The sequence below is a fragment of the Streptomyces sp. NPDC036813 genome (genome assembly GCF_055609245.1).
In genome coordinates this window covers 159,993-185,518 of the sequence record NZ_JBVJPV010000005.1, presented here as the reverse complement: position 1 = coordinate 185,518, position 25,526 = coordinate 159,993, and the positions used below count along the sequence as shown (strand labels likewise).

The 25,526-nt window shown below is 74.7% G+C and carries 17 protein-coding genes and 1 pseudogene; 6 read left to right on the top strand and 12 right to left on the bottom strand.

Translation table 11 applies throughout. From position 1 onward, the window contains the following. Positions 1–911: 911 nt before the first annotated feature. On the bottom strand, positions 912–1,115 hold the full coding sequence (locus ACZ67Q_RS13325; RefSeq protein WP_471180527.1) for a hypothetical protein: 204 nt from the start codon (positions 1,113–1,115) through the stop codon (positions 912–914). Continuing rightward, positions 1,112–2,122, bottom strand: a complete 1,011-nt coding sequence (locus ACZ67Q_RS13320) for a Ppx/GppA family phosphatase (RefSeq protein WP_471180525.1) — start codon at positions 2,120–2,122, stop codon at positions 1,112–1,114. The genes ACZ67Q_RS13325 and ACZ67Q_RS13320 overlap by 4 nt, the downstream gene beginning before the upstream one ends. Before the next feature lie 91 nt (positions 2,123–2,213). Between ACZ67Q_RS13320 and ACZ67Q_RS13315 the strand changes: the two genes are divergently transcribed. Together ACZ67Q_RS13315 and ACZ67Q_RS13310 are read left to right on the top strand one after the other, a co-directional pair. Next, entirely contained in the window at positions 2,214–2,588 is a 375-nt protein-coding gene (locus tag ACZ67Q_RS13315; RefSeq protein ID WP_471180522.1) for an ArsR/SmtB family transcription factor, read from the top strand. A gap of 6 nt (positions 2,589–2,594) precedes the next feature. Next, positions 2,595–3,122 (top strand): SRPBCC family protein, encoded by a 528-nt coding sequence (locus ACZ67Q_RS13310; RefSeq protein ID WP_471180520.1) that lies wholly within the window; start codon positions 2,595–2,597, stop codon positions 3,120–3,122. Between the two features lie 22 nt (positions 3,123–3,144). On the opposite strand, the gene ACZ67Q_RS13305 is transcribed toward ACZ67Q_RS13310, so the two are convergent. The 5 genes from ACZ67Q_RS13305 to ACZ67Q_RS13285 form a co-directional block, all read right to left on the bottom strand. Then, positions 3,145–5,997, bottom strand: coding sequence for an NHLP bacteriocin export ABC transporter permease/ATPase subunit (locus ACZ67Q_RS13305; protein ID WP_471180517.1), 2,853 nt, complete (start codon positions 5,995–5,997; stop codon positions 3,145–3,147). Position 5,998: 1 nt separating this feature from the next. Continuing rightward, entirely contained in the window at positions 5,999–8,224 is a 2,226-nt protein-coding gene (locus ACZ67Q_RS13300; RefSeq protein WP_471180514.1) for an NHLP family bacteriocin export ABC transporter peptidase/permease/ATPase subunit, read from the bottom strand. Next, positions 8,221–9,027, bottom strand: coding sequence for a hypothetical protein (locus ACZ67Q_RS13295; protein WP_471180512.1), 807 nt, complete (start codon positions 9,025–9,027; stop codon positions 8,221–8,223). Before ACZ67Q_RS13295 ends, ACZ67Q_RS13300 begins: the two co-directional genes overlap by 4 nt. A gap of 93 nt (positions 9,028–9,120) precedes the next feature. After that, complete coding sequence (locus ACZ67Q_RS13290) at positions 9,121–9,336, bottom strand: type A2 lantipeptide (RefSeq protein WP_471180509.1); 216 nt, start codon at positions 9,334–9,336, stop codon at positions 9,121–9,123. A gap of 486 nt (positions 9,337–9,822) precedes the next feature. Then, the gene (locus ACZ67Q_RS13285) at positions 9,823–10,236 is read right to left on the bottom strand and encodes a PaaI family thioesterase (protein WP_471180506.1); all 414 of its coding nucleotides are present in this window, start codon (positions 10,234–10,236) and stop codon (positions 9,823–9,825) included. Positions 10,237–10,477: 241 nt separating this feature from the next. Here ACZ67Q_RS13285 and ACZ67Q_RS13280 point away from each other — a divergent pair, with 241 nt between their 5' ends. Then, entirely contained in the window at positions 10,478–11,779 is a 1,302-nt protein-coding gene (locus tag ACZ67Q_RS13280; protein ID WP_471180504.1) for a S1 family peptidase, read from the top strand. A 107-nt stretch (positions 11,780–11,886) separates the two neighbouring features. On the opposite strand, the gene ACZ67Q_RS13275 is transcribed toward ACZ67Q_RS13280, so the two are convergent. Next, on the bottom strand, positions 11,887–14,085 hold the full coding sequence (locus ACZ67Q_RS13275; RefSeq protein WP_471181083.1) for a SpoIIE family protein phosphatase: 2,199 nt from the start codon (positions 14,083–14,085) through the stop codon (positions 11,887–11,889). A gap of 356 nt (positions 14,086–14,441) precedes the next feature. On the opposite strand from ACZ67Q_RS13275, the pseudogene ACZ67Q_RS13270 reads away from it, so the two are divergent. Next, positions 14,442–15,020: pseudogene (locus tag ACZ67Q_RS13270) on the top strand (LuxR C-terminal-related transcriptional regulator); the annotation flags it as partial. Here the strand turns inward: ACZ67Q_RS13270 and ACZ67Q_RS13265 are convergent. From ACZ67Q_RS13265 to lanKC, 4 genes are all read right to left on the bottom strand, one after another. Beyond that, on the bottom strand, positions 14,943–16,853 hold the full coding sequence (locus ACZ67Q_RS13265) for an ATP-binding cassette domain-containing protein (RefSeq protein ID WP_471180502.1): 1,911 nt from the start codon (positions 16,851–16,853) through the stop codon (positions 14,943–14,945). The pseudogene ACZ67Q_RS13270 and the gene ACZ67Q_RS13265 sit on opposite strands and share 78 nt — an antisense overlap. Then, positions 16,850–18,586: an ABC transporter transmembrane domain-containing protein gene (locus ACZ67Q_RS13260; protein WP_471180498.1), complete on the bottom strand. Its 1,737-nt coding sequence runs from the start codon at positions 18,584–18,586 to the stop codon at positions 16,850–16,852. Before ACZ67Q_RS13260 ends, ACZ67Q_RS13265 begins: the two co-directional genes overlap by 4 nt. Before the next feature lie 90 nt (positions 18,587–18,676). Then, entirely contained in the window at positions 18,677–18,793 is a 117-nt protein-coding gene (locus ACZ67Q_RS13255; RefSeq protein ID WP_028798592.1) for a SapB/AmfS family lanthipeptide, read from the bottom strand. 63 nt (positions 18,794–18,856) lie between these two features. Beyond that, positions 18,857–21,424: a class III lanthionine synthetase LanKC gene (lanKC, locus tag ACZ67Q_RS13250; RefSeq protein ID WP_471180494.1), complete on the bottom strand. Its 2,568-nt coding sequence runs from the start codon at positions 21,422–21,424 to the stop codon at positions 18,857–18,859. A gap of 193 nt (positions 21,425–21,617) precedes the next feature. Here lanKC and ACZ67Q_RS13245 point away from each other — a divergent pair, with 193 nt between their 5' ends. Continuing rightward, positions 21,618–24,059, top strand: a complete 2,442-nt coding sequence (locus tag ACZ67Q_RS13245) for a SpoIIE family protein phosphatase (protein WP_471180492.1) — start codon at positions 21,618–21,620, stop codon at positions 24,057–24,059. Between the two features lie 69 nt (positions 24,060–24,128). Next, positions 24,129–24,548 carry a CBS domain-containing protein gene (locus tag ACZ67Q_RS13240; protein WP_471180489.1) on the top strand — a complete coding sequence of 140 codons (420 nt, stop codon included), beginning with the start codon at positions 24,129–24,131 and terminating at the stop codon, positions 24,546–24,548. Positions 24,549–25,526: the final 978 nt, after the last annotated feature.

The following is a 25,526-nucleotide window of genomic DNA, read 5'->3' as shown; positions in this document are numbered from 1 at the left end:
GCTGGTCACCGCTGCCGCGGTGCGGGCGCGCGGAGGGCATGACGGCGGGCCTTGCTCGGGGGCGGGGCCGTCCGCGCCCGTCGGCGGGGGAGCGCGTGCCCGCGGGCGGAGCTGAGGAGAGTGACGAGTCGGTTCCGGCTGGGGGGCGACCGGCGTTGCGGCGGGGTGGGTGGTGCGGTGGCAGGTCGGTGGAGGCGTCATCGTGGCGGGCGTGGCGGGCTCCGACCGGGGACGGGGACGGGGACGGGGGCGTCCGCGCCCGTCAGCCGGGCCTGCGCGCCCGGGTCTGTACGCCGCCGGGTCTGCATTCCGGGATGTGTGTCTCCGGCGCGGGAGCGTCGGCGGGGCGTGTGCCTGGGGGCGGGCGCGGGGGACGATCCCCGCCCGGGCTGGCCCGCCCGCCGGCGGCGGGGGTGTGGGGTGCGGTGGCAGATCGGGGGAGGCCTCATCGCGGCGGGCCCCCCGACCGGGCGCGGGGGCGTCCGCGCCCGTCAGCCGGGCCTGCGCGCCCCGGGCTCCCCGTGCCCCGGGCCTCGCAGCCCAGGGTCCATGCCCCGGACCTGCGCGCCCCGGCTTCACGCAGCCGCAGGTCTCCGTGCCTCGGGCCTGCGCGCCCCGGCTTCACGCAGCCGCAGGTCTCCGTGCCTGGGACCTGCGCGCCCCGGCTTCACGCAGCCGCAGGTCTCCGTGCCTCGGGCCTGCGCACCCCCGGCTTCACGCAGCCGCAGGTCTCCGTGCCTGGGACCTGCGCGCCCCGGCTTCACGCAGCCGCAGGCGTGTACGTCCCCTGCCCCTGCACCCCGCCGCACACACAGGCCGGGGCCCCGGAAACGCTCCGGGGCCCCGGCCTGTGTGTGCGGCGGGGTGCGTGGTGGTGGCCGTCGGTGTGTACCCTGCGCGCCGGACCGGGTTCAGTCGCCCTGGGATTCCTCCTCGGCGCGGACGTTCGGTGTGATGGCCTCGCCGGCCTCGCCCCGGTGGCGCCGATCCCGCTCCTCGTCCGTGACGTGCTTCTCGGCGTCCTCCACCTCGTGCAGGATCTCCCCCAGCGCCGTCTCGGGGCGGCGGCTGCTGTTCTCGGCCATGTCGTCGTCCTCCTCGCTCTTGCCGTTCACTTCGTCGCCGTCGCGATCCGCAGCGGCACCGGCTCGGGCGGCGCCGTCTCCTCGGCGCGCCGGCAGATCTCCGCCCACCAGGACGGTCCGTCCTCGACGTGGCGCAGCATCACGCCCTCGCGGATCGCCCACGGGCAGACCACGACCGACCTCAGCCCGGTCAGCTTCATCGCCGTGTGCCCGACCACCGCACCGGCGAGGCTCTGCGTGGCGCGCGGCGCGGAGATGCCGGGCAGCGTGGCCCGTTCCGCGGCCGGCAGCTCGGCCAGCCGGGCGGCGGCCCGTCGCAGGTCCGCGCGGTGCAGCTCCCGCTCCACGAACGGCCCGTGCCGGCCGGGCGCCGCCCCGCACAACCGCCCCAGCTGCTGGAAGGTGCGCGAGGTGGCGGCCGCCGTGCGCGGGCCCTCCCACCGGATGCGCGCCGCCACGTCCCGCAGCTCGTGGCGCACCCGGCGGCGCAGCGCCCTCAGCTGTTCCGGCGCGGGCGGATCCTGGCCGCCCTCGAGGAACTCATGCGTCAGCCGCGCCGCGCCCAGCGGCAGCGAGGCCACGAAGTCCGGCAGCCGGCCGCGCCCGAAGGCGACCTCGAGCGAACCGCCGCCGATGTCCAGCAGTGCCAGCGGACCCGACCGCCAGCCCATCCAGCGCCGCGCCGCCAGAAACGTCAGCTCGGCCTCCAGCTCACCCGGCAGGGTGCACAGGTCCACTCCGGTGCGGGTCCGCACCTCCCGCAGCACCTCGACCCGGTTCGGCGCGGCCCGTACGACGGCGGTCGCGAACGCCAGCGGCCCCGCCGCGCCCCACTTCGCCGCGGCCCGGCTCGCCGCGGCGACCGCGTCGGCGAGCTGGACCATGTCCTCCTCGGGAATCGGGTCCCCGGGTCTGACCCGCTGTCCCAGTCTGAGCCGCCACTTGGCGGTGTGCACCGGCAGCGGCACCCCGCCCTCCGCGTCCGCGACCACCAGCCGGACTGTGTTCGATCCGACGTCCACCACACTCATCCGCATGGATGGCGAGTACCCAGCGCGGTGGGATCATGCCACTACGCACCTGTGCATTCCTTGACAGGAATATAACCAGAAGGGAATATTGAGGCCCATGGACTACGACGCCTCGCTGTGGACCGCCCTCGCCGACCCGCACCGGCGCGCCATCGTCGCGCTGCTGCTGGAGCGGCCGCGGTCCGTCGGCGAGATCGTCGAGGCCCGCGGACTGAGCCAGCCCAGCACCTCCAAGCACCTCAAGGTGCTCAGGCAGGCCGGCCTGGTCCGGGTACGGCAGGAGGCGCAGCGCCGCGTCTACGCCCTCGACCCGGCCCCGATCGCCGCGCTGGACGCCTGGCTCGCCCCCTACCGCAGGCTGTGGAACACGAGCCTGGACGCCCTCGGCCGCCGCCTCGACGGCACGCCGGAGGCGTCCGGGAACGCCGGGGCCCCCGAGCCCCCTCAGGAACCCCCCACCTCGAAGGACTGATCCGCCATGGCCGCCGACCTCACCGGCACCTACCTCACCCTCGACGACGGCCGCCCCGCGGTCCGCTTCAGCCGCACCTACGACCACCCCGTGGACCGCGTCTGGCGTTTCGTCACCGACCCCGACGAACTCGCCCAGTGGTTCCCCTCCCGCGCCGAGTTCGACCTGCGCCCCGGCGGCACCGTCGCCTTCCGCGGCGACCCGGCCATGCCGGACTCCACCGGCCGGGTCGTCGCGGTCGACCCGCCCCGGCACCTGTCCTTCTCCTGGGGCGACGACGAACTCCGCTTCGACCTGGAGGAGCTCACCGAGGGGCGCACCCGCTTCACCCTCACCAACGTCCTCGCCGCACCGGACAGCGCCGCCCGCAACGGCGCCGGGTGGGAGGTCTGCCTCGCCGCACTCGACGCCGCGGCGCGCGGCGAGCGCCTCCAGGGGCCGCACGCCGGCCCCACCGCCGACTGGAAGGCGCTCTACGCCGCCTACATCGACGCCGGACTTCCCTCCGGCGCCCCGGTGCCCGGCCTCGACTGACCCACCTCGACGAAGGAGAACGTCACGTCATCTGCCGTCGCACCAGCTCGTGCAGCCGCCCGCCCGTGTCGGCGAGCAGCTGCGCGGGCGGCCCCTGCTGGGCCACCCTGCCGTTCTCCATCACGATCACACGGTCCGCGTCCAGCACCGTCGACAGGCGGTGCGCGATGACGATCCGCGTCGCGTTCAGCGCCTTGGTGGACTCGATCACCGTGCGCTGCGTCTCGTTGTCCAGGGCGCTGGTCGCCTCGTCGAAGAACAGGATCCGCGGGCGCCGGATCAGCGCCTGCGCGATCATCAGCCGCTGCCGCTGCCCGCCGGAGATCGCCCCGTTGCCGGCGACGATGGTGTGCAGCCCCATCGGCATCCGCTGGATGTCCTCGGCGAGCCCCGCCATCTCGGCCGCCGCCATCGCCTCCTCCGGCGTGTACGGCTCGGTGCCGCAGATGACGTCCAGGATCGACCCGGTGAACGGCTGCGCGTGCTGGAGCACCACCCCGCACTGCCGCCGCACCGCCGACTGGTCGAGGGCGGCCAGGTCCTGCCCGTCGTACAGGACGCTGCCGGAAAGAGGTCTGTCGAAGCCGATCAGCAGCCGCAGCAGTGTGGACTTGCCGCAGCCGCTCGGGCCGACGACCGCCACGAACTCACCCGGGTGGACCTCGAACGACACGTCGTCCAGGACGAGCGGCCCGTCGTCGGAGTAGCGGAACGACAGCCGGCGCGCCTCGATCGCCCCGGACAGCGGACCCGGCCGGGTGCTCGCCGCGGGCACCTCCGGCGCGGCCTCCAGCACCGGCCTGATCTCCTCGAACAGCGGCAGCGCCGCCACCGCGGAGACAAAGGCGCCGGTCAGCTGGGTGACCGAGGTCAGCAGCATCGTCACCGACGTGTTGAAGGTGAGGAAGTCGGCCGCCGACAGCGCACCGCGCGCCGGACCGGCCAGCAGCATGAACATCAGCAGCGAGCACAGCGGTAGATACACCGCGCCCAGCACCGAGTTGAGGTTCTTGATCTTCCCCAGCCGCTGCTGCAGCTCACGGCTGCGCGCGAACTGGGACGCCCACGCCGCGTAGGCGTAGTTCTCGGCCGCCGCCACCCGCAGCTTCGGCAGTCCGCGCAGGGTCTGGAATGCCTGGTTGTTCAGCTTGTTGGTGAGCACCACCAGCTTGCGCTGCCAGCGCACCTGCCACAGCCCCAGCGCCGTGAACACACCCGCGATGACCACGAGCATGCCGATCGCCGCCATGGCCATCGGCACGCTGAACCACAGCAGCAGCCCCAGGTTCATCGCGCCGACCGTGACCGACTGCGCCACCGACGGGCCGACCCCCGCCAGCAGCCGGCGCATCGCGCTGACGCCCATCGCCGCGCTCGCCAGTTCACCCGTGGAGCGTTGCGCGAAGAACTTCGTCGGCAGCCGCAGCAGCCTGTCCCACACGGCCGGTTGCAGCGTGGCCTCGATCCGGCCCTCCAGCCGCAGGATGGTGAGGTTCTGCAGCAGCATGAACGCCGCCGCCACCACACTGGAGACCATCACCGCCAGGCACATCTGCACGATCAGCCCGGACTGCGCCCGCGGCACGTACTCGCCGAGCACGCGGCCCGTCGCCACCGGCACCAGCGCGCCGATCGCCACGGTCACCAGCCCCGCCAGCAGCAGCCACATCAGGTCCGAGCGGGTGCCGCGCAGAGTGAACCGCAGCAGCCCCAGCGGCCCGAGCCCCTTCTCGGGCAGCGGCCGGTAGAACATCACCGCGCGCGGTTCGAACTCCCCGGCGTTCGCCTTCTCCACCGGCGTCTCCCGCCCGGTCGCCGGGTGGACGGCGACATAACCGCCGCGTCGCCACAGCAGTGCCACCGGCGCCCCGGACAGCGCCCGTTGGCCGACCAGCGGCCCGGCGTTCTCCCGCCACCAGCGGCCGTGCAGCCGTACGGCCCGGGTGCGCAGCCGCGAGGCGAGCGCGACCCGCTCGACCGGATCGAGGCGGTCGTCACCGGTGCCGGACTGCGGCGGTCCGGTCAGCGTGATCCCGGCGGCCTCGGCGACCAGCTTGCAGGCCGCGTAGGTGGCGTCCGCGTCGGCGGACGTGGTGCGCGTCGCGGAGGTGCGCCCGATGGAGGCGAGCAGGGTGCGGTCGGCCTGGGCACGCACCGCCTCACCGGCCTTGATGCCGGCGGCCGTGCGGGTCTCGTGGGTGCGTTCCAGCTGCTCGATCCAGCGGTCCAGGGTGGCCAGCAGCCGGTACTGCTGGTCGACCATGCCCTGCCACACCGCCGGGTCCATCAGCAGGTCGGCGGCCGCCTCCTGTCCGTACAGGGAGCCGTACTGGACGCTGCCGGGCGGCACCTGCATCCAGAACACGTCGTCATCGTCCCCCGCGCTCGAATACGCTCGCGCGGGGGCGCCCCCGCCCTCGGCCGGGTGTTCGTCGGCCATCGGCGCCTGGAACAGGACCGACAGACCGCGGCCGACGCCGAGCGCGAGGGCGTACTCCAGCGGACTCGTCGTCGGCGGCACGTACTGCGGGTTGCCGTACTCGTCGTAACTCCACGTCTGCGTCTGCGCGGGCTGGTACAGCTCGCGCAGCGCGATGCGGTGCATCACGCAGTCGCGCACCGGGCGGGCGACGAGCGTGTGCTGCGGCCCGGCGACCGGGCCGAGCAGCAGCGAGCCCGCCTCCAGGCGTCCCAGGTGGTGCCAGTGGCCCTGCTGGGCGGCGTCGACCGCGAACAGGTCCAGCGCCCCGGCCGCGACCAGCCAGAGCACCTGAGGGCCCTCCAGGTCCAGCCGGCCGAGGCCCGCACAGTTCAGCGGCGTCCCCAGCTGCCCGAACGCGCCGAGTACCAGGTCACCTTCGTGTACGGCCGTCATCTCACCGCTCCCTGACCAGCGCCGCGTACGCGCCGCCCAGCGCCACCAGCTCCTCGTGCCGCCCGCGCTCGACGATCTGGCCGTGCTGGAGCACGACGATCTCGTCGCTGTCGCGCACCGTGCTCAGCCGGTGCGCGATGACCACGCAGGCGCAGCCGCGGCGACGCAGGTTGTCCATCACGATCTGCTCGGTCTCGGCGTCCAGGGCGCTGGTGACCTCGTCCAGGACGAGGATGCTCGGGCGGCGCACCAGGGCACGCGCGATCTCCAGCCGCTGGCGCTGCCCGCCGGAGAAGTTGCGGCCGTCCTGCTCCACCTTGCTGTGGATGCCGCCGGGCCGGCGCATCACCACGTCGTACAGCGCCGCGTCGCGCAGCGCCTCCAGCACCGCGTCGTCGGGGATCGACGGGTCCCACAGCGCCACGTTGTCCCGGACCGTGCCCTCGAACAGGAACACGTCCTGGTCGACGAAGGACACCGAGGCCGCGAGCGCGCCGCGCGGGATGTCCTCCAGGCGCTGCCCGTCGATGCGGATCACGCCCTCCCACGGTGTGTACAGGCCCGCGATCAGCCGGGACACCGTCGACTTGCCGCTGCCCGAGCCGCCGACCAGGGCGACCTGCCGGCCGGGGCCGACCGTCAGGTCGAACCCGGTCAGCAGCGGCTTGTCCAGCGGGCTGTAGCCGAAGGTGATGTTCTGCAGCTCGACGTGGCCGTGCAGCCGGCGCGTGGAGTCGGCGCCGCCCGTGCGGCCGTAGAGCGGATCGGCGCGGAAGTTCTCCACGTCCTTCAGCCGGGCCACGTCCGCGGCGAAGTCCTGGATGCGCCCCGCGACGCCGTTCAGCCGGGTCAGGGGAGCGGTGAACCGGGTGACCAGCGCCTGGAACGCGACCAGCAGACCGACCGAGATGTGTCCCTCGATCGCCCGCATGCCGCCGATCCACAGGATCAGCGCGCTGTTCAGCGTGGCCAGCGTCGGCGCGACCACACCCAGCCAGGCGCTCGGCACGCCGAGCCGTTGCTGCTCCTCCAGCGTGGTGGCGTGCTGTCCGGCCCACTTGCGGAAGTAGCCGTCCTCGCCGCCGGTCGCCTTCATCGTCTCGATCAGCTGAAGGCCGGTGTAGGCGGTGTTGGTCAGCCGGGCGCTGTCCGCGCGCAGCTTCGCCGTGCGCGTCGCCCGCAGCCGGATGACCACCCGCATGGCGACCACGTTCAGCAGGGCCACACCGATGCCGACGACCGTCAGCTGCGGATCGTAGGTGTACAGCAGGATCGCGTACAGCACGACGACCACCGCGTCCACGCCCGCCGCCGCCAGATCGCGGGCCAGGGTCTCGGCGACCTGGTCGTTGGACTGGAGCCGCTGCACCAGGTCGGCCGGGCTGCGCTGGGAGAAGAAGGTCACCGGCAGCCGCAGCAGATGGCGCAGGAAGCGGGCGCTGGAGAGCGTCGAGGAGATGATCCGGCCGTGGTGCAGATTCGCCTGTTGCAGCCAGGTCAGCGCCACGGTGAGCGCGACACACGCCGCCATGGACGCAAACAGCACGCCCAGCAGCGAAGTCTGGCCGCCGATCAGGAACATGTCGATATAGGTGCGGCTCAGCGCGGGCACCGCCGCGCCCACCAGCACCAGCAGCAGGCTCGCCAGCACCGCTGCCGGCAGGGTGCCCGCGGTGCCCTTCAGACGGGCGGGCATCGCCCCCCACACGCCGGGTTTGCGGCCACCGGTGGTGAAGTTCTCGCCCGGCTCCATCACCAGCACCACACCGGTGAAGCTGCCGTCGAAGTCCTCCAGGGTGACGAACCGGCGTCCCTTGGCGGGGTCGTTGACGAACACGCCGCGACGGCCGAACCGGCGGCCCATCCCGTCGTAGACGACGTAGTGGTTGAACTCCCAGAACAGGATCGCGGGTGCCTTGACCCCGGCCAGTGCCGCCAGGTCCATCTGCATGCCCTTGGCCGTCAGGCCGTAACTGCGGGCGGCCTTCAGCAGGTTGGAGGCGCGTGAACCGTCGCGGGAGACGCCGCAGGCGATGCGCAGCTCCTCCAGCGGGACGTGCCGGCCGTAATGGCCGAGCACCATGGCCAGCGAGGCGGCGCCGCACTCCACGGCCTCCATCTGCAGCACGGTCGGGGTGCGCACGGTCCTCGCGCGCGGCTTCGGCACGGAGCGCTTCGGCGGGGCGGCGCGGCGCCGGCCCCGCGTCTCGGGGGCGGCGGTGGTCACGGCAGCAGCCAATCGACGGGACGCTGATCGGCCAGGTGGATCGAACCCGTGGCCAGGGTCATGGAGGTCAGAGGGTACGGCGGCCCGTCCGCGGACGACCAGCGGTAGCCGCTCTTCGTGCTCGGCGACGTGTCCAGTTCGACCGTGACGGCCACCGGTCGGCCCTTCTTCGTGAACTGCTCGCCGAGCTGGCTGTCCCCGAGGAACGCGCCGATGGCCTGCGCCGACTGGGCGGTGCGGTCCACGGACTTCACATGGCCGCGCAGCACGCCGTACTGCTGCGCCGGCACCGTCTGCACGGTCAGGTCGACGGCGGCGTGCGCGGGAATGGTGGAGGCGTTCTCGGCCGGGACGTACACGGTGGCGTACAGCGGGTCGCCGGCGTGGGCGACCTTCTCCACGGCCGCGACGTTCGCGCCGGTGGAGACGATCTGCCCGATCGTGGCGGCGAGCGCCGTGATGCGACCCGCCGCGACCGTGCGGACCGTGGTCTCGCCCTCGGCCGTGCGGACCTTCAGCACCGGGGCGTTCGCGGGCAGCCGGGCGCCCTCTTCGGCGAGGACCGCCGTCACCTGGCCCGCGACCGGGCTCTGCAGGACGTAACTGCCCTCCCCATGGGTGAGAACGGCCGGTGCGCTGACCGTGGAGGCCACGGAACCGGTCACCGCCCACACCGAGGCGGCCACGATCGCGACCACCGTCACCGACAGCACGAGCCAGCCCTGCGGGCGGGCGAGACGCACCGGAAGATCGAGCTCCTCCGGCGACTGGAGCTTGGCGAGGGCCTGTTGGCGGAACTGCACGGTCACCTACATCGACAACTGCACCGATGGCACACCCGTGGGTCCCGGAGCCGGGGGGCGGCTTCCGGGACCCGGGGGCACAAAAGGGTGCGATCAGAGACCGGCGACCAGGTTGGTGACCGGGGCGGTGTTCAGGCCGGTGACACCCTCGACGGTGCCGACGGCGGTGTCCACCAGGCCGGAGACCGGGGCAACGCCGTTGAGGGCACCGGTGACGGTGTTCAGGGCGTTGACGGACAGACCGCCGGAGACGTTGTCCAGCTCGGCGTCGGAGATCTCGACGGTCGCAACCTGGGGGGTGGAGTTCATGATGGAACTTCCCTTCATATGGGTATGTCACAAGGGGGGTACCGGGGGTCACGGGGGATCCCCGCGGTGCGTTGGATAAAAGCACGCGGCGACCGCGCGCTTCCAATCAACCATGGCTCTCACCTGGGCACTTGTGCCGCTCACCGGTCCAAAGGTGCAGGCGTGCCCACGCCGTGTCGGCGACTTCTTCACACCTTGCTCCGCTTCGGCGCACACCGTGGCTTGCGGTTCGCCGGCCGAATCGGGCACTTGGCGCAAACGAAGACCGGGCGCCGCGCGGTTGTGCAGATCCGCGGCGCCCGGTGACCTGGTTGAGCATTCGATGTGCAGATTCCCTGAAGCAGATATTCCGTTCAGTGTCCGCAACCGACCGTCGCCGGACCGATACCGATCGTGTCGGCCGTCGCCCGTCCGACACGCATCGCGTCAGCCGTCACCGGTCCGAGACCGCCCGCGTCAGCCGTCACCGGTCCGAGACCGCCCGCGTCAGCCGAGCAGTGCGTACACCGTGGTGGCCTGTGCGGCGAGTTCGCCCGAGGCCGCGTCGACGAGCGACACGTCCGCGAACGCCGTGCGGCGGCCCAGCTTGGTGAGCACCGCCGTGACCAGGACGTCCGCCCCGGTCACGGCGCGCTGGAAGGACGTCGACTGCTGCACGGTCGTCATCGGGACATAGCCGTCGCGCGCCGCCGACACGGCGAGCACGGTCGCGGTGTCGGCGGCCGCCATCAGCGCCTGCCCCGACAGCGCCCCGCCCTCCCGGGCCAGCCGGTCCGACCAGGGCAGCCGCAGCGTCGCCCGGCCCGGCTCGATCTCCTGCACGGACAGCCCCAGATCCAGCACCCAGGGCGCGAAGTTGCCGGAGAGGATCTTGTCCGCCTCGGCGGTCGTCATCGTCATGCGGGGATTCTTCCCGCACGCGGCCCGCCACGCCCGTGTCCCGGCCGATCCCCCTTCGTGTTCCGGGCGACTCCTCTTCGTGTCCCGGCCGATCCCCGTTCGTGTACTGGCCGAATCGCCGTGCGCGGCCGACCGGTTGGGCCACCGCGTTGAACGCCCCGCCCGCCCCCTGCGTACCAACGGCCATCCAGGCGCCGCTGACAGGGCCCAGACCCCCACAACCCCCAGGAGGGCGAGAAGGTTGAGTCACAAGCGAATCCCGAAGCGCAAGGCAGCGATGGCGGCGGGCGGTGTGGCGGCCCTCGGCGCGGCCGCGATCCTGCTGCCCCAGGCCAACGCCTCGCAGGACGGCGCCTCGGGCACGCCCGCCCCGCGCACCCTCAAGGCCGCCGACGCCCAGGGCCTGGCAGCGCAGCTCTCCGGTCTGCTGGGCGACTCCTTCGCCGGCTCCTACTACGACGCGGGCAAGCGCCAACTCGTCGTCAACGTCGTCCCCGGTGACAACAACAACGTCGTCGTGCAGGCCAAGAAGGCGGGCGCGGCCGTGCGCGAGGTCGCCCACAGCCTGGCCGCCCTGAAGTCGGGCGCCCGCACGCTGAAGGACCGCGCCTCCATACCCGGCACCGCCTGGGCGATCGACCCGCGCACCGACAAGCTGCTGGTCACCGCCGACCGCACCGTCACCGGCGCGCGGTGGGAGCGGCTCCAGTCGACCGTGCGGAGCCTCGGCCCCGGCATGGCCACGGTGAAGAAGTCCACCGGGACCTTCAAGACCTTCGTCTCCGGCGGCGACGCCATCTTCGGCGGCGGGGCGCGCTGCTCCCTCGGCTTCAACGTCACGGCGTCCGACGGCTCGCCCGCCTTCCTGACGGCCGGTCACTGCGGGGTCGCCGCCAAGCAGTGGTCCGACGCCCAGAACGGACAGCCCATCGCCACCGTCGACCAGGCGGTCTTCCCCGGCAACGGCGACTTCTCCCTCGTGAAGTACGACGACCCGAACACGCAGGCGCCCAGCGAGGTCAATGCCGGCGGCGGGCAGACCGTGCAGATCAGCCAGGCCGCGGACGCGACCGTCGGCCAGCAGGTCTTCCGGATGGGCAGCACGACGGGACTGCACGACGGGCAGGTCCTCGGACTCGACGCCACCGTCAACTACCCCGAGGGCACGGTCACCGGACTCATCCAGACGAACGTGTGCGCCGAACCCGGCGACAGCGGCGGCTCCCTGTTCACCCAGGACGGCCTCGCGGTCGGGCTCACCTCCGGCGGCAGCGGCGACTGCACCTCCGGCGGGGAGACGTTCTTCCAGCCGGTCACGACGGCACTGCAGGCGACGGGGGCGACGCTGGGCGCGGGTGGCGGCGCCGGTGCCGGTGGCGCGGGCCAGGGCGCGGGTGACCAGCAGTCCGGTGCCGGCCAGTCCGGCAGCGGCGCGGGCCAGTCCGGCAGCGGAGCCGGCGACGGTTCGGCCACGGGCGACGGCTCCGGCGCGCAGGACGGCTCCGGCGCGGGCGACGGCTCCGCGCTCACCGGGACGAACTGACCTCGTCCCGCTCCGGACCCCCTGACCGGCCTCACCGCGGTTCCCGGCCGGCAGGGGAGACGGTCCGGTCCTCCGGCGGGAGGGCCGGACCGCTCACCGCGACCGGCTCAGCGCGCCCGCAGGAGCAGCAGTGCCACGTCGTCGATCCTTTCCTCCCCGGCGGTGTACTGCCTGACGAGAGTGTCGGCGAGTTCGCCGAGAGGCACGTCGCCGCAGTCGGCGAGCCGCTCGCCCAGCTCGGCCAGCGCGTCCTCGATGTCGGTGCCCGGGGACTCGATCAGCCCGTCGGTGTACAGCAGGAGCAGCGCGCCGGGCGGCAGCGGGAACTCGGTCGTCGCGTACGCGGCCGACGCGTCGATGCCCAGAAGCGGACCGCCCGCCCGGTCGAGCACCTTCACCCGCCCGTCCGGCCGGCGCAGCAGCGGCGGCGGATGCCCGGCCCGCGCCATCACCGCGCGCCCGCGCCCCGGGTCCAGCCGCAGGTACAGGCAGGAGGCGAACAGGTCGGAGCCGAGGTCGATCAGCAGCCGGTTGGTGGCGCTCATGACCTCGCCCGGGCTGTGCCCGACGGTCGTGTACGCCCGTACCGCGGTGCGGATCTGCCCCATCAGCCCCGCCGCCGTCACGTTGTGCCCCTGGACGTCCCCGATGACCGCCGCGGCCAGCGGCGGAGAGGGCACCAGGTCGTAGAAGTCGCCGCCGATCTCCATGCCGCGGGTCGCGGGCAGATAGCGGGCGGCCGCGTCGATGCCGGGCAGCGGCGGCAGCGAGTGCGGCAGCAGAGCCTCTTGCAGCCCGTGCGCCAGCTGGTGTTTGACGTCGTACAGCAGAGCGCGTTCCAGTGCCTGCGCGATCAGTCCGCCGAGACTTGTCAGCACCGCGCGTTCGTCGGCCGGGAACGGGTGCGGTTCGGCGTAGGCGAGAACGCAGGTGCCGACCGGACGTCCCGAGGCGATGAGCGGCAGATACGCCCAGGCCGCGAAGCCGTCGGGGGTGGCGTAGCGGGACGGATACAGCCGCTCCAGCTCCCGCTGCGAGGCGAAGAACGCGGGCACCCCGCTGCTGAGGGCCTGCGTGCCGGGTGTCGCCTCGGTCATCGGCGTCCCGTCGAACCGCTCCACGAGGTGCGCGTCCGGGTAGCCGCGGTGCCCCAGCACATGCAGCCGGCCGGCCCGCGAGCCGAGCAGCACCACGGCCCGGCTGCCGATGGCCGGGGCCAGCTCCTGTGCGACCAGCTCCACCACGTCCTGCACGCCCACCGCCTCGGTCAGCGCCCCCGCCAGGCTCAGCACCTGCGAGATGGTCACCAGCCGGGACGGCGCGTCCCCGGGCTGCGGACCGGCCCGGTACAGCTCCGACACCGCACGGGCCCGGGAGATGCGCACGCTCAGCCCGGTCGTGCTCGGATACAGGCGGAACGACAGCCACGTGCCGGGCGGGCGCATCGCCACGAACGACGTGACCTGCTGGCTGATCAGCGCGGCCCGGTAGCGGTCCTCGTACATCGGATCGCGCAGCCAGGGCAGCGTGATCCACGGCTGGTTGCCGAGCAGAGCGTCCACCTCGACGCCCAGCAGCTCGGCCGCCGCCGCGTTGATGAAGGAGACCCGGCCGTTCAGGTCCAGCGAGCACAGCCCGTACGGCAGCCGCGCCACCATCCGGGCCGCCTCGGCGGAGCCGAGCGAGCCGGTCAGCCCCTCCGGGGGCGGCGTGGCGAGCAGGTCGGGCTCGGACCGCAGCGGCCGGCCCTCGGCGGCGACCCGCTCCAGCTGCCGGGCGAGGTGGTCGCAGGCCGTGGTCAGCCGCCGGAGCTCGTCCTGCTGCGGCTCGGCCGGACGCCCGCCGGGCCAGGTGACGAACACCGCCCCGTACACCGTGGACTCCGTGGCCACCGGCAGCGCGGCCAGCCCGAAGGGGTAGGGGAGCACCACCGAGATCCGGGGGTAGCGGCGGGCCATCTCCTCCTCGCCGCCCACCCACACCGGGCGCCGCTCGCGGGCAGCCTCCGCGACCGGGATCGGCGCGCCGAGCCCGACCCGTTCCCACGGGGCGGCGAACGCCCGGGGCAGCCCGACCATCACCGCCATCTCCAGCACCGGCTCGTCGGGAACCCGCAGGTACACCGCGCCGGAGTGCGCCCCGACGTCCTCCAGCATCGCCGTCAGCGCCAGCGACAGGAGTGGTCCGCTGTCCTGCCTCCCGCGGGCCGCTTTCTCGTCCGGCTTCTCGCTGGCCGGTCCGCCGTCCGGCTCCCTTGGAGCCGGCGCAGCATGCCCGGGCGGCTGCCCGTCGGTCACGCCGACCACCTCCTCGCCCGCCCGCGTCGGCCGCGGACCCGACGTTGCACGCATTCCCCGCAGGCACGCCGGAAAGCCCCGGGGAGGTCCCAGGGATCAAATCTGCCTCGCCGGGCCGAGCCGCGCACGGCGAGCGCCCGCGAGCCGCCGTGACGGGCGGCGCCATCGGCCGTCGCGGCGGCCCGGTGGGCGGAAGGATCGTTGCCGACGCCCTGCGCCGACGCAAACCCGTCCGGCTACCCCGCCCGGCGGGCGATCATGCCCGGGCAGTCGGAGCGCGGGGCGGTGCACGGGCTGCACCCGTGCGCCCCCGCGCCTCGCGTTGGCCGGATCTCCGCCACCGGGGAACGTCACGAACGCCAACAATGGGGCACGCGTTCACCACCACGACTCCGGCGCAACGAGCTGAAGGGGCAGCATTGATCCGGGTACTTCTGGTCCATGACGCGTCTCTGGTGCGGTCCGTCCTCGCGGATTGGCTGCGCCGGGAGGACGACCTGCGCGTCTACGACACCTCATGGCGCGCCGCGCCGGGCCGGATGCGGTCGGTACGGCCCGACGTGTGCGCGGCGGACCTGGAGTGCTCCGACGCACCGGGCGTCCCGCCGCTCGGGGAGCTGTGCGGGCGGCCGGCGGACGGCACGGGGCCGCGGCTGCTGGTGCTGGCCGACGCGCACCGGCCGGGGCTGCTGCGAAGAGCCAGGGAGGCGGGCGCGCTCGGCTACATCGGCAAGGAGGGCGCGCCCGAGCGCCTGGTCGAGGGCATCCGGCGCGTCGCCAAGGGGGAACGTTTCGTCGACGACTCCCTCGGCTTCGGCTTCCTGGAGGCCGCCGAGATGCCGCTGACCCGGCGGGAGCTGAGCGTGTTATCCCTCGCCGCCGGCGGTGCCTCCGTCGCGGAGATCGCCGGGAGCCTGCACCTGTCCCACGGCACGGTGCGCAACTACATGGCGGCCATCACCCGCAAGACCGGCGCCCGCAACCGCATCGACGCCATCCGTATCTCCCAGGGCCAGGGCTGGGTCTGAGGGGGTGGCCCAGTGGCCGACCAGGTCGCGGTACAGCGGCGAGCCGGCCAGCAGCTCGCCGTGCGTGCCGTACGCCGTGCGCCGGCCGTCCAGCACCAGCACACGGTCGGCGCGCCGCGCCGAGCTGATGCGGTGGGCCACGACGACCAGCGTCCCACCCGTCCGCCGGGCGAAGGCCCGCTCCGCGCGCTCCTCCGCCTCCGCGTCCAGATGGCAGGTCGCCTCGTCCAGCAGCACCAGCGGCGCGTACGACAGATGGGCCCGGGTCAGTGCGATCAGCTGCCGTTCACCCGCCGACAGCGCCGCCGGGTCCACGGGCGCCCCCGGTCCGCCGAGCCGCTCCAGCAGCGGCGTGAGCCCGACCGCGTCGGCCGCCGCGAGCAGCTCGGGCTCGGGCACCGGATCCGGCCGCAGCAGGCTCAGGTTCTCCCCGAGGGTGCCGCTGTGGACGTACGCCTCCTGCGGCACGAGCACCCGCAGCGCTGCGGCCCGCGCCGAGGGCACCGGCGCGCCGTACACGCGGATACCGCCGCGCACCGGCTCGAGCAGCCCCGCGACGAGCGCGGTGAGCGTCGACTTCCCGATGCCGCTCGGCCCGACGACGACCAGATGGGCGCCCTGCGGGAGCGTGAGGTCGAGGTCGTCGATCACGGGGGCCGCACCGGGGCCGTAGGAGAAGGTCACGCCGGTCAGGCACAGGGCGGCCTCGGCGGGCGCCGGAGCCGGTGGGGCCACGGGAGCCGGCGAACGGACCGCCGCGACCGCCCCCTGCTCATCGCCCGCCCCCTGCTCTGCGGCGTCCGCCCGCGGTGCCAGCCGGCGCAGGACCACCGTCAGGCGGGCGCCGCTCGTGCCGAGGCCGTGGACGAGGGTGCGCAGCGCGGGCAGCAGGGACTGGGTGACATAGGCGAGGGCGCCGACCAGTGCACCGGGAGTGACACCGCGGGACAGGAGCCAGGGCGCCGCGGCCGGCAGCAGGACGGCCGGCAGATGGCCGCCGACGGCGAGGGCCGCCGTGCGCAGCACGGAGAAGCGGGCCAGGGAGCGTGCGGCACGCAGTTCGGCGTCGATGTCGGCCCCGACGTCCGCCGCGATCCGTTCCTCCGCCCCGGACGCGGTGATGTCCCGCAGCCCGGGACAGACGGCGCCGAGGCGCGCGGCGAGCGCCTCGTCGGCGGCGAGGTAGGTCTCCTGCCGCCGGGCCAGCGGCCGGAGCGTCATCGCGAACAGCGCCACACCGGCGGCCAGCGGCGGCCCCACGACGAGCAGCAGGGGCGGGGCGAGGGCGAGCAGCCCGGCGACCGCGCCGACTGACGTGAACACGAACGACCGCGCCACCATCACCAGCCCGGCGAAGGTGTCCCGCGCGATCTCCACCTGCTGGGTGAGGCCGGACAGTGCCCCGTCGTCCGCCTCGCGCACGCCGCGTTCCACCACCAGGGTCACCAGCCGGTCCCGCAGCGGTTCCACCAGCGCGGCGACGGCGCCGTACACCCGCCCGGTGCCCAGCGCGCCGACCAGCACCCCCACGCCGGCCACCGCCAGCCAGAGCAGCCCCGTCCCGGCCCGCCCGGCCAGGAACCCGTCGTCCAGGGCGCGGGCGAGGCCGTACCCGAGCAGGAAGGTCTGGCCGGTCTCCAGCACCGACCAGCCGGCCAGCCGCAGCAGCACGGGCCACCGCCGGTGCAGAAAACGCGTCCCCCTGGCCAAGAGCCCGCCCCGCACCGCCGTACGTCCCGCGCCGCTCACCGCCGTACCTCTTCCGGGGCCGCGCCGGCGAACACCGCCCGGTAGCCGGGGTCCCGCCACAGCGTCTCGTGCCGTCCCACCGCGCGGACGCGTCCGCCGTCCAGCCAGGCCACGGCGTCAGCGCGGGCGGCCGTGGCGGCGCGGTGGGCGACGAGCAGTCGGGTGCCGTGCGTGCCGGGGGCGGTGAGGGCCTCGGTGACGCGATGCTCGGTGACCGTGTCGAGGCTGGACAGCGCGTCGTCCAGGACGAGCAGCCGCCCGCCCCGGGCGAAGGCCCGTGCAAGACCGAGGCGCTGGGACTCGCCGCCGGAGCGCGGGGCGTCGGCGCAGGCGGTGGCGTACCCGGCGGGCAGGCGCCGCACGAAGTCGTCGGCGTGGGCGGTACGGGCCGCCTCCCGGACCCGGGCGGGGGAGGGGCGCGGGAGACCGAGGGCGAGCGCGTCCTCCACCGTGGTGCCGAGCAGCACCGGGCGGTCGAAGGCGCAGGCCACCGCGGCACGCAGCTCCGCGTGGGACAGCTCGCGCAGGGGCACCCCGTCGAGCAGGACCTCCCCGGCGTCCGGGTCGGCGAGCCGTGCGGCGAGCGCGGCGAGCAGTGACTTGCCGGTCCCGGAGCGGCCGACGAGAGCGAGGGTGGTCCCGCCGGACACCACCAGGTCGACCCCGTCGAGCACCGTGCGCTCGCCGCGCCGCGCGATCACCCCACGCAGCTCCAGGCGCCCCGGCCCGCCCTCGGGCAGCCGGCGTCCGCCGTGCCGCGGCGCGGGCACGGCGTGCAGCTCGCCTAGCCGTCCGGCCGCCGCGCGGGCCCGCGCCACGGCGGTGAGCCGGCCGACGAGCGCGCCGACACCGGTGGCGAGCACCGCGTACCGGGACGCGGCGAGCAGGTCCCCGGCCGTCAGCCGGTGCCGCGCCAGGAGCAGGCCCGCGACCGCCACCACCGCCAGTTGCAGCAGCGGCGCGACCGCGACCGCCTGCGCGGCGGCCCGGCCCTGCACCCGCCACATGCGGTGGCCCGCGCGGGACAGTTCGGGCAGCGGCGCGAGGATGCGCGCCGTCTCCCGCTGCTGGAGTCCGGCCGCGCGGATCGTGCGCCGTCCGGTGACGGCCTCCGCGAGTGTCGCCGCCATCCGCCCCTGCACCTGCTGGTAGTCGGCGACGCAGGCGGAGGTGTCACGGGCCAGCGCGCGCAACAGCAGATACAGCGGCGGTGCCCCGGCGAGCAGGACGACCGCCAGCCACGGGTCGATCACCGCCAGCGCGACGACACCCCCGGCCGGCACGACGACCGCGGCCGGCAGCGCGGCGCGGGCGGCGGGTTCCGTTCCGGCCGCGGCGGCGTTCCCGACGAGCCGGGCGACCAGCTCGCCGGCCGGGAAGCGGTCCTGGGCCCGGGGGCCGAGGGCCAGCACATGGCTCGTCGCGCGGCGGCGCAGCCATGCGGTGGTGCGGGCGTCCACGGTGCCGTGGAGCACCGTCCCGGCCGCGTCGAGTACGGCCGACAGCAGAACGAGTCCCGCGCACAGGAGCACCCAGCGCGTGGCGGGTTCGTGCGCCAGCAGCAGGTCCAGGGTCCGTCCCAGCGCCGCCGGCAGCAGCAGCGCGGCGCCGGCCGACGCGACCTCGGCCGAGGACAGGGCCGTGCGGCGGGTCGCGCTGTGCCGGGCGGCCGTGCGCAGCAGCGCCCGGCTCTCGCGGGTCACCGTGTCGTCTCGCTGGTGCGGACCTGCCATGCTGCCTGCTCCCGGAGAAGAGTGAGGGCCCCGGGCGGCCCCTCCCGCGAGGGGAGGAGGCCACCCGGAGCCTTGGTCACGCGGTGTGCGTCACAGACAGAGCAGGACGCTCGCGGCGCTGATGCAGGACAGCAGGCTGACGGTGCTCGCGCCGCCGCCGCCGGTGTGCTCGTCGGACTCCATCGTCTGCAGGTCGAGAAGAGCCATGATCGTGTCCTTTCGTCATGGGGACAGGGGTGGTGTCACGACCGCGGGACTGCGGCCGCGTCTTCAGGGCCGCGTGAGCGGCGGGAGGAACGGCAGGTGTGCCGGGCCGGGCCCGTCGAGGGCCGCGCCGAGCGCCAGCAGACAGCCCGCCGTTCCGGTGGCGAGGTCCATGGAGAGCCGCATCATCTGGTGGCCGGGGAAGGCGAGCTGGCCCTGGTAGGCCATCGCGTACCAGCCGAGCCCGGAGATCTGGCCCGTCAGGTGCTCCGGCGCCGCCCCGGTGCGGCTCAGGTGCAGGATCAGTCCGGCGCGGCCCTGGAACAGCCCGGGCTGCGCGTAGAAGCGGGAGGTCGAGGCGGTCAGTACACCCGCCCGTACGGCGGCGAACTCGTCGGCGGCCTGCGGTGCGTGGGTGAGGAAGTCGTCCAGGACCATGCCGATCCCGGCGCTGCCGTCACCGAGATACGGCAGGGTGCGCCAGCCCTCGTCGACCTCGAGCGAGCCGCCCGGCCGCACCACGCAGCGCTCCAGATCGCGCTGGAGCGCCACACCGGCCGCCCGCAGCAACTCCGCCTCGCCGGTGCGCTCGTACTGCCGCAGCAGGAACAGCGCCGGCCCGCTCGCGCCGCGCAGCAGCCCGGCCCGCCGTTTCGGCGCGGGCGGTTCCGCGAGGCGCCCGACCAGGATCCGGGCGGCCTCGGCGGCCCGCTCACCCAGCTCCCGCTCGCCGGTGGCGTCCGCGAGCGCGCCGAGGACCAGGCCGAGCCCGGCGAGACCGCCGTGCAGGTCGGACGACAGGTTCTGCCAGCGCTCCTTCAGGATGCCCTCGACCAGATCCAGGGCCCGCTGCCGGTGGCCCAGCAGGTCCAGGACGTGGACGACGCCCGCGAGACCGTCGTACAGGCCGAGCGGGGTGCCCGCCGGTGCCGGGTCGGTGTGCTCCAGCAGCCAGCGCTCACCCTCGTCGTAGCGTTCGGCGCCGGTCGCCGCGAGCGCGTACAGCACGCCCGCCGCCCCGTGGGCGAGGCCGAGACCGCCCCCGTCGGAGAACTGGGCGATGTCGCCGGGGAAGAGCCGGTCGTCGCGCTCCGGGGTCGCCGAGGCGAGGATCGCCTTGGTCATCGAGTCCCGGCTGTGCGGCCAGTCGGCGGGATCCACGAGCGGGACGGATCCCGCCGACCGGCCGGCCGTGCCCCGGGTGATCTCGGCGACCGCCTCCGCCAGGAAGCCGCCGGGCACCTGGGGGAACTCACGCGCGATGACCTCCGCGAGATGGGCCGCCTTGCCGCGGTCCACCACGAACAGCGTGGTCACCGGCAGGAACAGCGCGAGCCGCAGGCAGGCGAGGGCATAGCGGTCCACGTCGACGCCCCGCCGGTCGGGCGGCGCGAAGAAGCCCGGGTGGGCGACGACCTGGCGGCCGTGCTCCTCGACCGGTGCGGCCGCCTCGAAGTCGATCAGGTACACCGACTCCTCGTCGGGGGCGACCATGATGTTGAAGACGTGCAGGTCGTTGAAGACGACACCGCGCGCGTGCACCTTCTCCACCGCCTGCTCCACGGCCCGGTGGATGCGCACCGCCCACGCCGTGTACGCGGCGACCTCGCCGGGGTCCGGGTCCGGCGTGAGCAGCGGATGCCGTTCGGCGAAGAACGCGTTCAGCGGCCGCCCCTCGACGAAGTCCGTCACCAGGAACCGGTGGTCGCCGAGCGTGAACCAGTCCCGCACCTCCGGCACCACACCGGTGCCCGCCAGCCGCTCGAGCGCGTCCTTCTCCCGCTCCAGCCGGGCGATCGCGTCGGCCCCGTCGGAGGCCAGCCCCGCGTGCGGGCGCCCTTCCTTCAGCACCACCTTGCGGCCGTCGCGGGTGTCGGTGCCCGTGTACACCCCGCCGCCGTTGGAGAAGTGCAGGGCCTTGTCGATGCGGTACGGCAGCTCACCCACCGTCGTGGTGTTGCGCGCCGCCAGATGCGGCTCGAGGAACTCGGGCAGCGTCACCCACTCCGGCACCTGGAAGGAGGGCGAGCGCCGGTCCGGGACCAGCCGGCCCTCCCCGTCACGCACCGCCGGCACCAGCGCGCCGCGCTCGTCGACGACGTAGGAACGCGCGAAGGCGCCGTAGCGGACGTAGAGCGGGCCCTCGCCCCAGCGCAGGTCGGTGAGGATGTACGGGCCCTCGAAGCCCTCCAGCAGCTCGCCCAGCTCCCGCAGCACGGTGTGCAGTTGCTCCTCGCCGTCCGGGTAGACGGTGACGAACTTGCCGCTGGTGTCGCGCCCGGCGTACTTGGCGTTGCGCAGGTGCAGCAGGTGCGGGCCGGGCACGAACTTGAACGGGATGCGCCGGGGCACGCAGTAGTCCCACACGATCGCCGCGATCCTCTCGGCGTTCGCCCGGGTGGCGGAAGCGTGGATCTTCCAGCCCTGGGCCGGCCCGGAGTGCGGCCCGCCGTCGGCGGTGAGCGGGGTCAGCGTCAGCCAGTCGCCGACGCGTGCCGCGCTCCAGCCCGCCGGCACCTCGCGGCGCGCCGCCGCGAACAGCGGTGCGGCCTGCTCGCCGCCGTCCGACAGCCGGTCCGGCGTGTCGTAGAAGTGACGGTCGGCGAGGGCGTACACCTCGTACCGCTTGTCCATGCCTCCCCCTCCGTGGTCCGCCCACGAGATTTCCAGTGAGTGACCGACCACCGACAGTCACGTGTGTCACCACATCGCCGTGCAGAACGCATGCGTCAACAGATGTTCGGATCGTTTCGAGCAGCTCAGCCGCCGGAGCGCGGTCACGGTCGCAGGGGCTGCGCGGGCGGGCGATGCGCGCTGTAATACCGACGTGGTCAGTGAGGGAGCTGCGGGAGGCAAGCCGCGGACGCTGCGTGCGGAACGTGCCCTCAAAGCGCTCGCCTCCGGCCGCGACTCACCCGAACGGGCCCGGCAGGTCCTCGAACAGGCGCTGGTGTTCGCCGACGCCCAGCTGGCCGCCGTCTACACCCCGGGTGAGGACGGCGACCTGCTGTGTCTGGTGGAGTCCGCCGGGGTGCCGAGATCCGTGTACGGCCTGCGCGAGAGCTATCCGATCGCCGGGCGCTCGCCGGCCGCCGACGTGCACCGCACCGGGCACGCCGTGTGGCTCGGGCCCTTGGAGCTGGCGGCGCGGGCGCCGTCCCGGCGCGTCCCCGCGCTCGACTTCCACCTGGCCGCGGTGCCCCTGCCCGGCACCGGCGGCTGCCTCCTCGCCGTCAGCGAGGAGAGCGGCGGCTTCGACACCGAGGCGCGCACCTGTCTGGAGCTGGTCGCCGCGGCCGTCACCACGCGCGTGCCGGTCGCGGCCGCCGAGGCCGGTGAGCTGCCCGCGGACTCCTTCAGCCTCGCCATGGACAGCGGGCGGGTCGCGGTCGGCGACGGCATCCTGCGGCTCTTCGGGGTGGCCCGCGAGGACTTCGACGGCAAGGTCGAGACCCTGCTCCGGCTCACCGTCCCCGAGGACCTGCCAGCGCTGATGTCCGTCGTCGAGGCCGACCACATGTCGATAGGCGACCGTGAGCTGGAGTTCCGGATCCAGCAGCCCACGGGAGCGCCCCGGTGGCTCAGGCTGCGTGGCCGGCTGCTGCCCGGCGGGGAGGGGCGGCCCGCCCGGCTCGTCGGCACCGTCGAGGACACCTCCGCGCTGCGCTCCGACGTCACCGACGTCGCCCGGGTCCAGCACCTGGCCGCCACCCTGGCCACCGCGGGCACCGTGCGGGACGTCAGCCAGGCCGTCGTGTCCGCGCTCCGCAAGCCGCTGCGGGCCGACCGGATCGCACTCGCCGAGCTGGAGGGCGACCGCCTCGTCGTCACCGTCCTCGACCCGCCGCAGCCCGAGGCCTGGCCGGAGCTGTGGCGACTGGAGTGGCGCGCCGAGTGGCCCGACGCGCCCGTGCGTGCCATGCCCACCCTCGCCGCCGCGCTGCGCGAGGGCCGCGCCCAGATCTGGCCCGCCGGCACCGCCCTGGAACCCGCCCTCGCCGAGGTCGGGCCCGGCGGCCTCGCCGTGCTGCCGCTGCCCGCCGGCCACCGCATGGCCGGCGCCTGTCTGATCGGCTGGGACACCCCGCACGACTTCGGCCCCGACGAACGCGCCCTGCTCACCGCCTCCGCGGGCCTCGCCGGGCAGGCCCTGATGCGCGCCCACGCCTTCGACGCCGAGCACGAACTGGTCAGCATGCTCCAGCGCCAGCTGCTGCCGCGCCGCCTGCCCACGCTGCCCGGCGCCGTCGCGGTCGCCCGCTACCTGCCCGCCACGGCCGGCCTGGAGGTCGGCGGGGACTGGTACGACGTGATCCCGCTGCCCGACCACCATGTCGCCCTGGTCATCGGCGACGTACAGGGCCACAGCACCGCCGCCGCCACCCTCATGGGGCAGATGCGCACCGCCCTGCGCGCCTACGCCGTCGAGGGCCATCCGCCGGACGTGGTGGTCTCGCACGCCAACCGGTTGCTGGCCGACCTGGAGACCGACCTGTTCGCCACCTGCGCCTACGTCGACCTCGACCTGGAGTCCGGCTCCGCGTGGTGCGTACGGGCCGGGCATCTGCCGCCGGTGCTGCGCCACCCCGACGGCAGCACCGAGATCGTCGAGTCCGACGGCGGCCCGCCGCTCGGTGTGCTCCCGCAGGCGGACTTCCCGCTCGGCCCGCTGTCCCTGCGGCCCGGCACGGTGCTCGCGCTCACCACGGACGGCCTGGTCGAGTCGGCGGACTCCGACATCGACACCGGCCTGGCCCGGCTCGCCCGCGACCTCGCCGGCTGCGGCGTCGCCGACCTCGGCACGGTCGCCGACGCCCTCCTCGGCAACGCCCACCGCAGCGACGACGTCGCCCTGCTCCTGCTGCGCTACGACGGGATGGCGTCGCGCCCGCTGCGGGAGAGCTGGACGGTGTGGCGGGTGCCGCAGGCCGTCGGACACGCCCGCCGCTTCACCCGGCGCACCCTGCGCGCCTGGGGCGTCCCCGCGTCCGACGTCGACGCCGCGCTGCTCGTCGTCTCCGAACTCGTCACCAACGCGCTCGTGCACACCGGCGGGCAGGTCCGCCTAGCCCTCACCCTGGTCAACCACCGGCTGCGCATCGCGGTCACCGACGCCTCCCCGCGCACCCCCGTCAAGCCGACCAGCATCGGCTGGGAGGCCACGGGCGGCCGCGGCATCCTCCTCGTGGAGGCCGTGTCGGACTCCTGGGGCGCGGTCCCCGTCAGCGGCGGCAAACAGGTCTGGAGCGAGATCGACCTCGCCCGCTGAATCCCCGTGTCACCGGGCGTCTGCGGGTAACCCGGCTCCCGTACACCCCCTTGTGGCAAGGAGTACGTCATGACCCAGCACGTCCGCGACATCATGACCGCCGACCCGGTCACCGTGGAGCCGCAGGCCTCCGTCACGGCCGTGGCCCGGCTGATGCGGGACGAGGACCTCGGCGCGGTCCTGGTGACCGACGGCGACGACCTGCGCGGCCTGGTCACCGACCGTGACCTGGTGGTGAGCGGCATCGCCGACGGCGGCGACCCGGAGCAGACCACCGTCGCCGGCATCTGCAGCGACGACGTGGTCACCGTCGGCCCCGACGACGACCTGAGCCTCGCGATCCGCCTGATGCGCGAGCACTCGGTACGCCGTATCCCCGTCGTCGACCACGGCCACCCGGTCGGCATCGTCTCCCTCGGCGACACCGCCATGGAACGCGACCCGGACTCGGCCCTCGGCGACATCAGCGCGGCCCGCCCCAACATCTGACACCACGCCCCCCGGCGCCCGGCCCCGACACCCCACCGGTCTCGCGACCGGGGCCGCGGGGTGGCATGCCGGCCGCGCGAAGATGCCCCGGGCCGCCGGCCCGGCACCCGGCCCCCCACCGGTCCCGGCGCCCGGCCCCGCCACCCCACCGGTCTCGCGACTGGGGCCGCCGGGTGTCGTGCCCGTCGCGCGAAGGCGCCCGGGCCGCCGCGAGACGGGCGGCCCGACGGCCCGCCGACGCCACCCCAGGGTGGCCGCGGGTGCCGCCGCCCGGCGGCCCGCCGCCTGGGTGCCTGGCGCAGGCGCGCCTGGCGACCTGCCGGTCCGCTCGGGGCCGCACTGGCGAAGCTCCGCCGAGCAGCCTTCCGCCCCGGTGGCGTTGTGGAGGGTCGGTCCGGCGGCCTGCCGGCGCCGCCCCGCCCCCCCGGGGGGTGCGGACGCCGCTTGCGGCGCCTTGTGCAGGCGCGCCTGGCGACCGCCGGTCTGTCCGGGAGCGCGCCGACGAAGTTCCGCCGAGCGGCCTGGCCGCCCCGTCCGCCTTGCGAAGCCCGCCGAGCAGCCTGCCGTCCCGGCCGCCTTGCGAAGCCCGCCGGGCGGCCTGTCGTCCCGGCGGCCTTGTGAAGGGCCCGTCCGGCGGCCTGCCGCCGCAGCCCCCCCGGGGGGTGCGGACGCCGCCCGGGGCGCCTGCGAAGCCCGCCGGGCGGCCTGCCGCACCCCGGCTCCCGACGGCCTGGCGGGCTGCCGGCCTGCCGGTCCACCCTCCGCGCCACCCGGCCGCCACGGCCCGCCACCCCGGCCCCCCGGCACCGCGCGTGGGGCCTGACCAACCCCCACCGCCTCCGGCGTGTCCGGCGTGAGCCCGCCCACCCCCACCCGCGTGGGCCCGCCCGCCCTCACCCGGCGTGGGCCCGCCCACCCCTCACCGCCTCCGGTGTGGGCCCGCCCACCCCCGCGCCCCCACCCGGCGTGGGCTGGCCC

Excerpts from the sequence above, each read along its gene's own strand:
- ACZ67Q_RS13320 (WP_471180525.1), bottom strand. The coding sequence starts at position 2,122 with ATGCGGATGAGTGTGGTGGACGTCGGATCGAACACAGTCCGGCTGGTG.
- lanKC (WP_471180494.1), bottom strand. The coding sequence starts at position 21,424 with ATGGACAAGCGGTACGAGGTGTACGCCCTCGCCGACCGTCACTTCTAC.
- ACZ67Q_RS13290 (WP_471180509.1), bottom strand. The coding sequence starts at position 9,336 with ATGAACTCCACCCCCCAGGTTGCGACCGTCGAGATCTCCGACGCCGAG.
- ACZ67Q_RS13240 (WP_471180489.1), top strand. The coding sequence starts at position 24,129 with ATGACCCAGCACGTCCGCGACATCATGACCGCCGACCCGGTCACCGTG.
- ACZ67Q_RS13305 (WP_471180517.1), bottom strand. The coding sequence starts at position 5,997 with ATGACGGCCGTACACGAAGGTGACCTGGTACTCGGCGCGTTCGGGCAG.
- ACZ67Q_RS13255 (WP_028798592.1), bottom strand. The coding sequence starts at position 18,793 with ATGGCTCTTCTCGACCTGCAGACGATGGAGTCCGACGAGCACACCGGC.
- ACZ67Q_RS13260 (WP_471180498.1), bottom strand. The coding sequence starts at position 18,586 with ATGGCAGGTCCGCACCAGCGAGACGACACGGTGACCCGCGAGAGCCGG.
- ACZ67Q_RS13310 (WP_471180520.1), top strand. The coding sequence starts at position 2,595 with ATGGCCGCCGACCTCACCGGCACCTACCTCACCCTCGACGACGGCCGC.
- ACZ67Q_RS13285 (WP_471180506.1), bottom strand. The coding sequence starts at position 10,236 with ATGACGATGACGACCGCCGAGGCGGACAAGATCCTCTCCGGCAACTTC.
- ACZ67Q_RS13315 (WP_471180522.1), top strand. The coding sequence starts at position 2,214 with ATGGACTACGACGCCTCGCTGTGGACCGCCCTCGCCGACCCGCACCGG.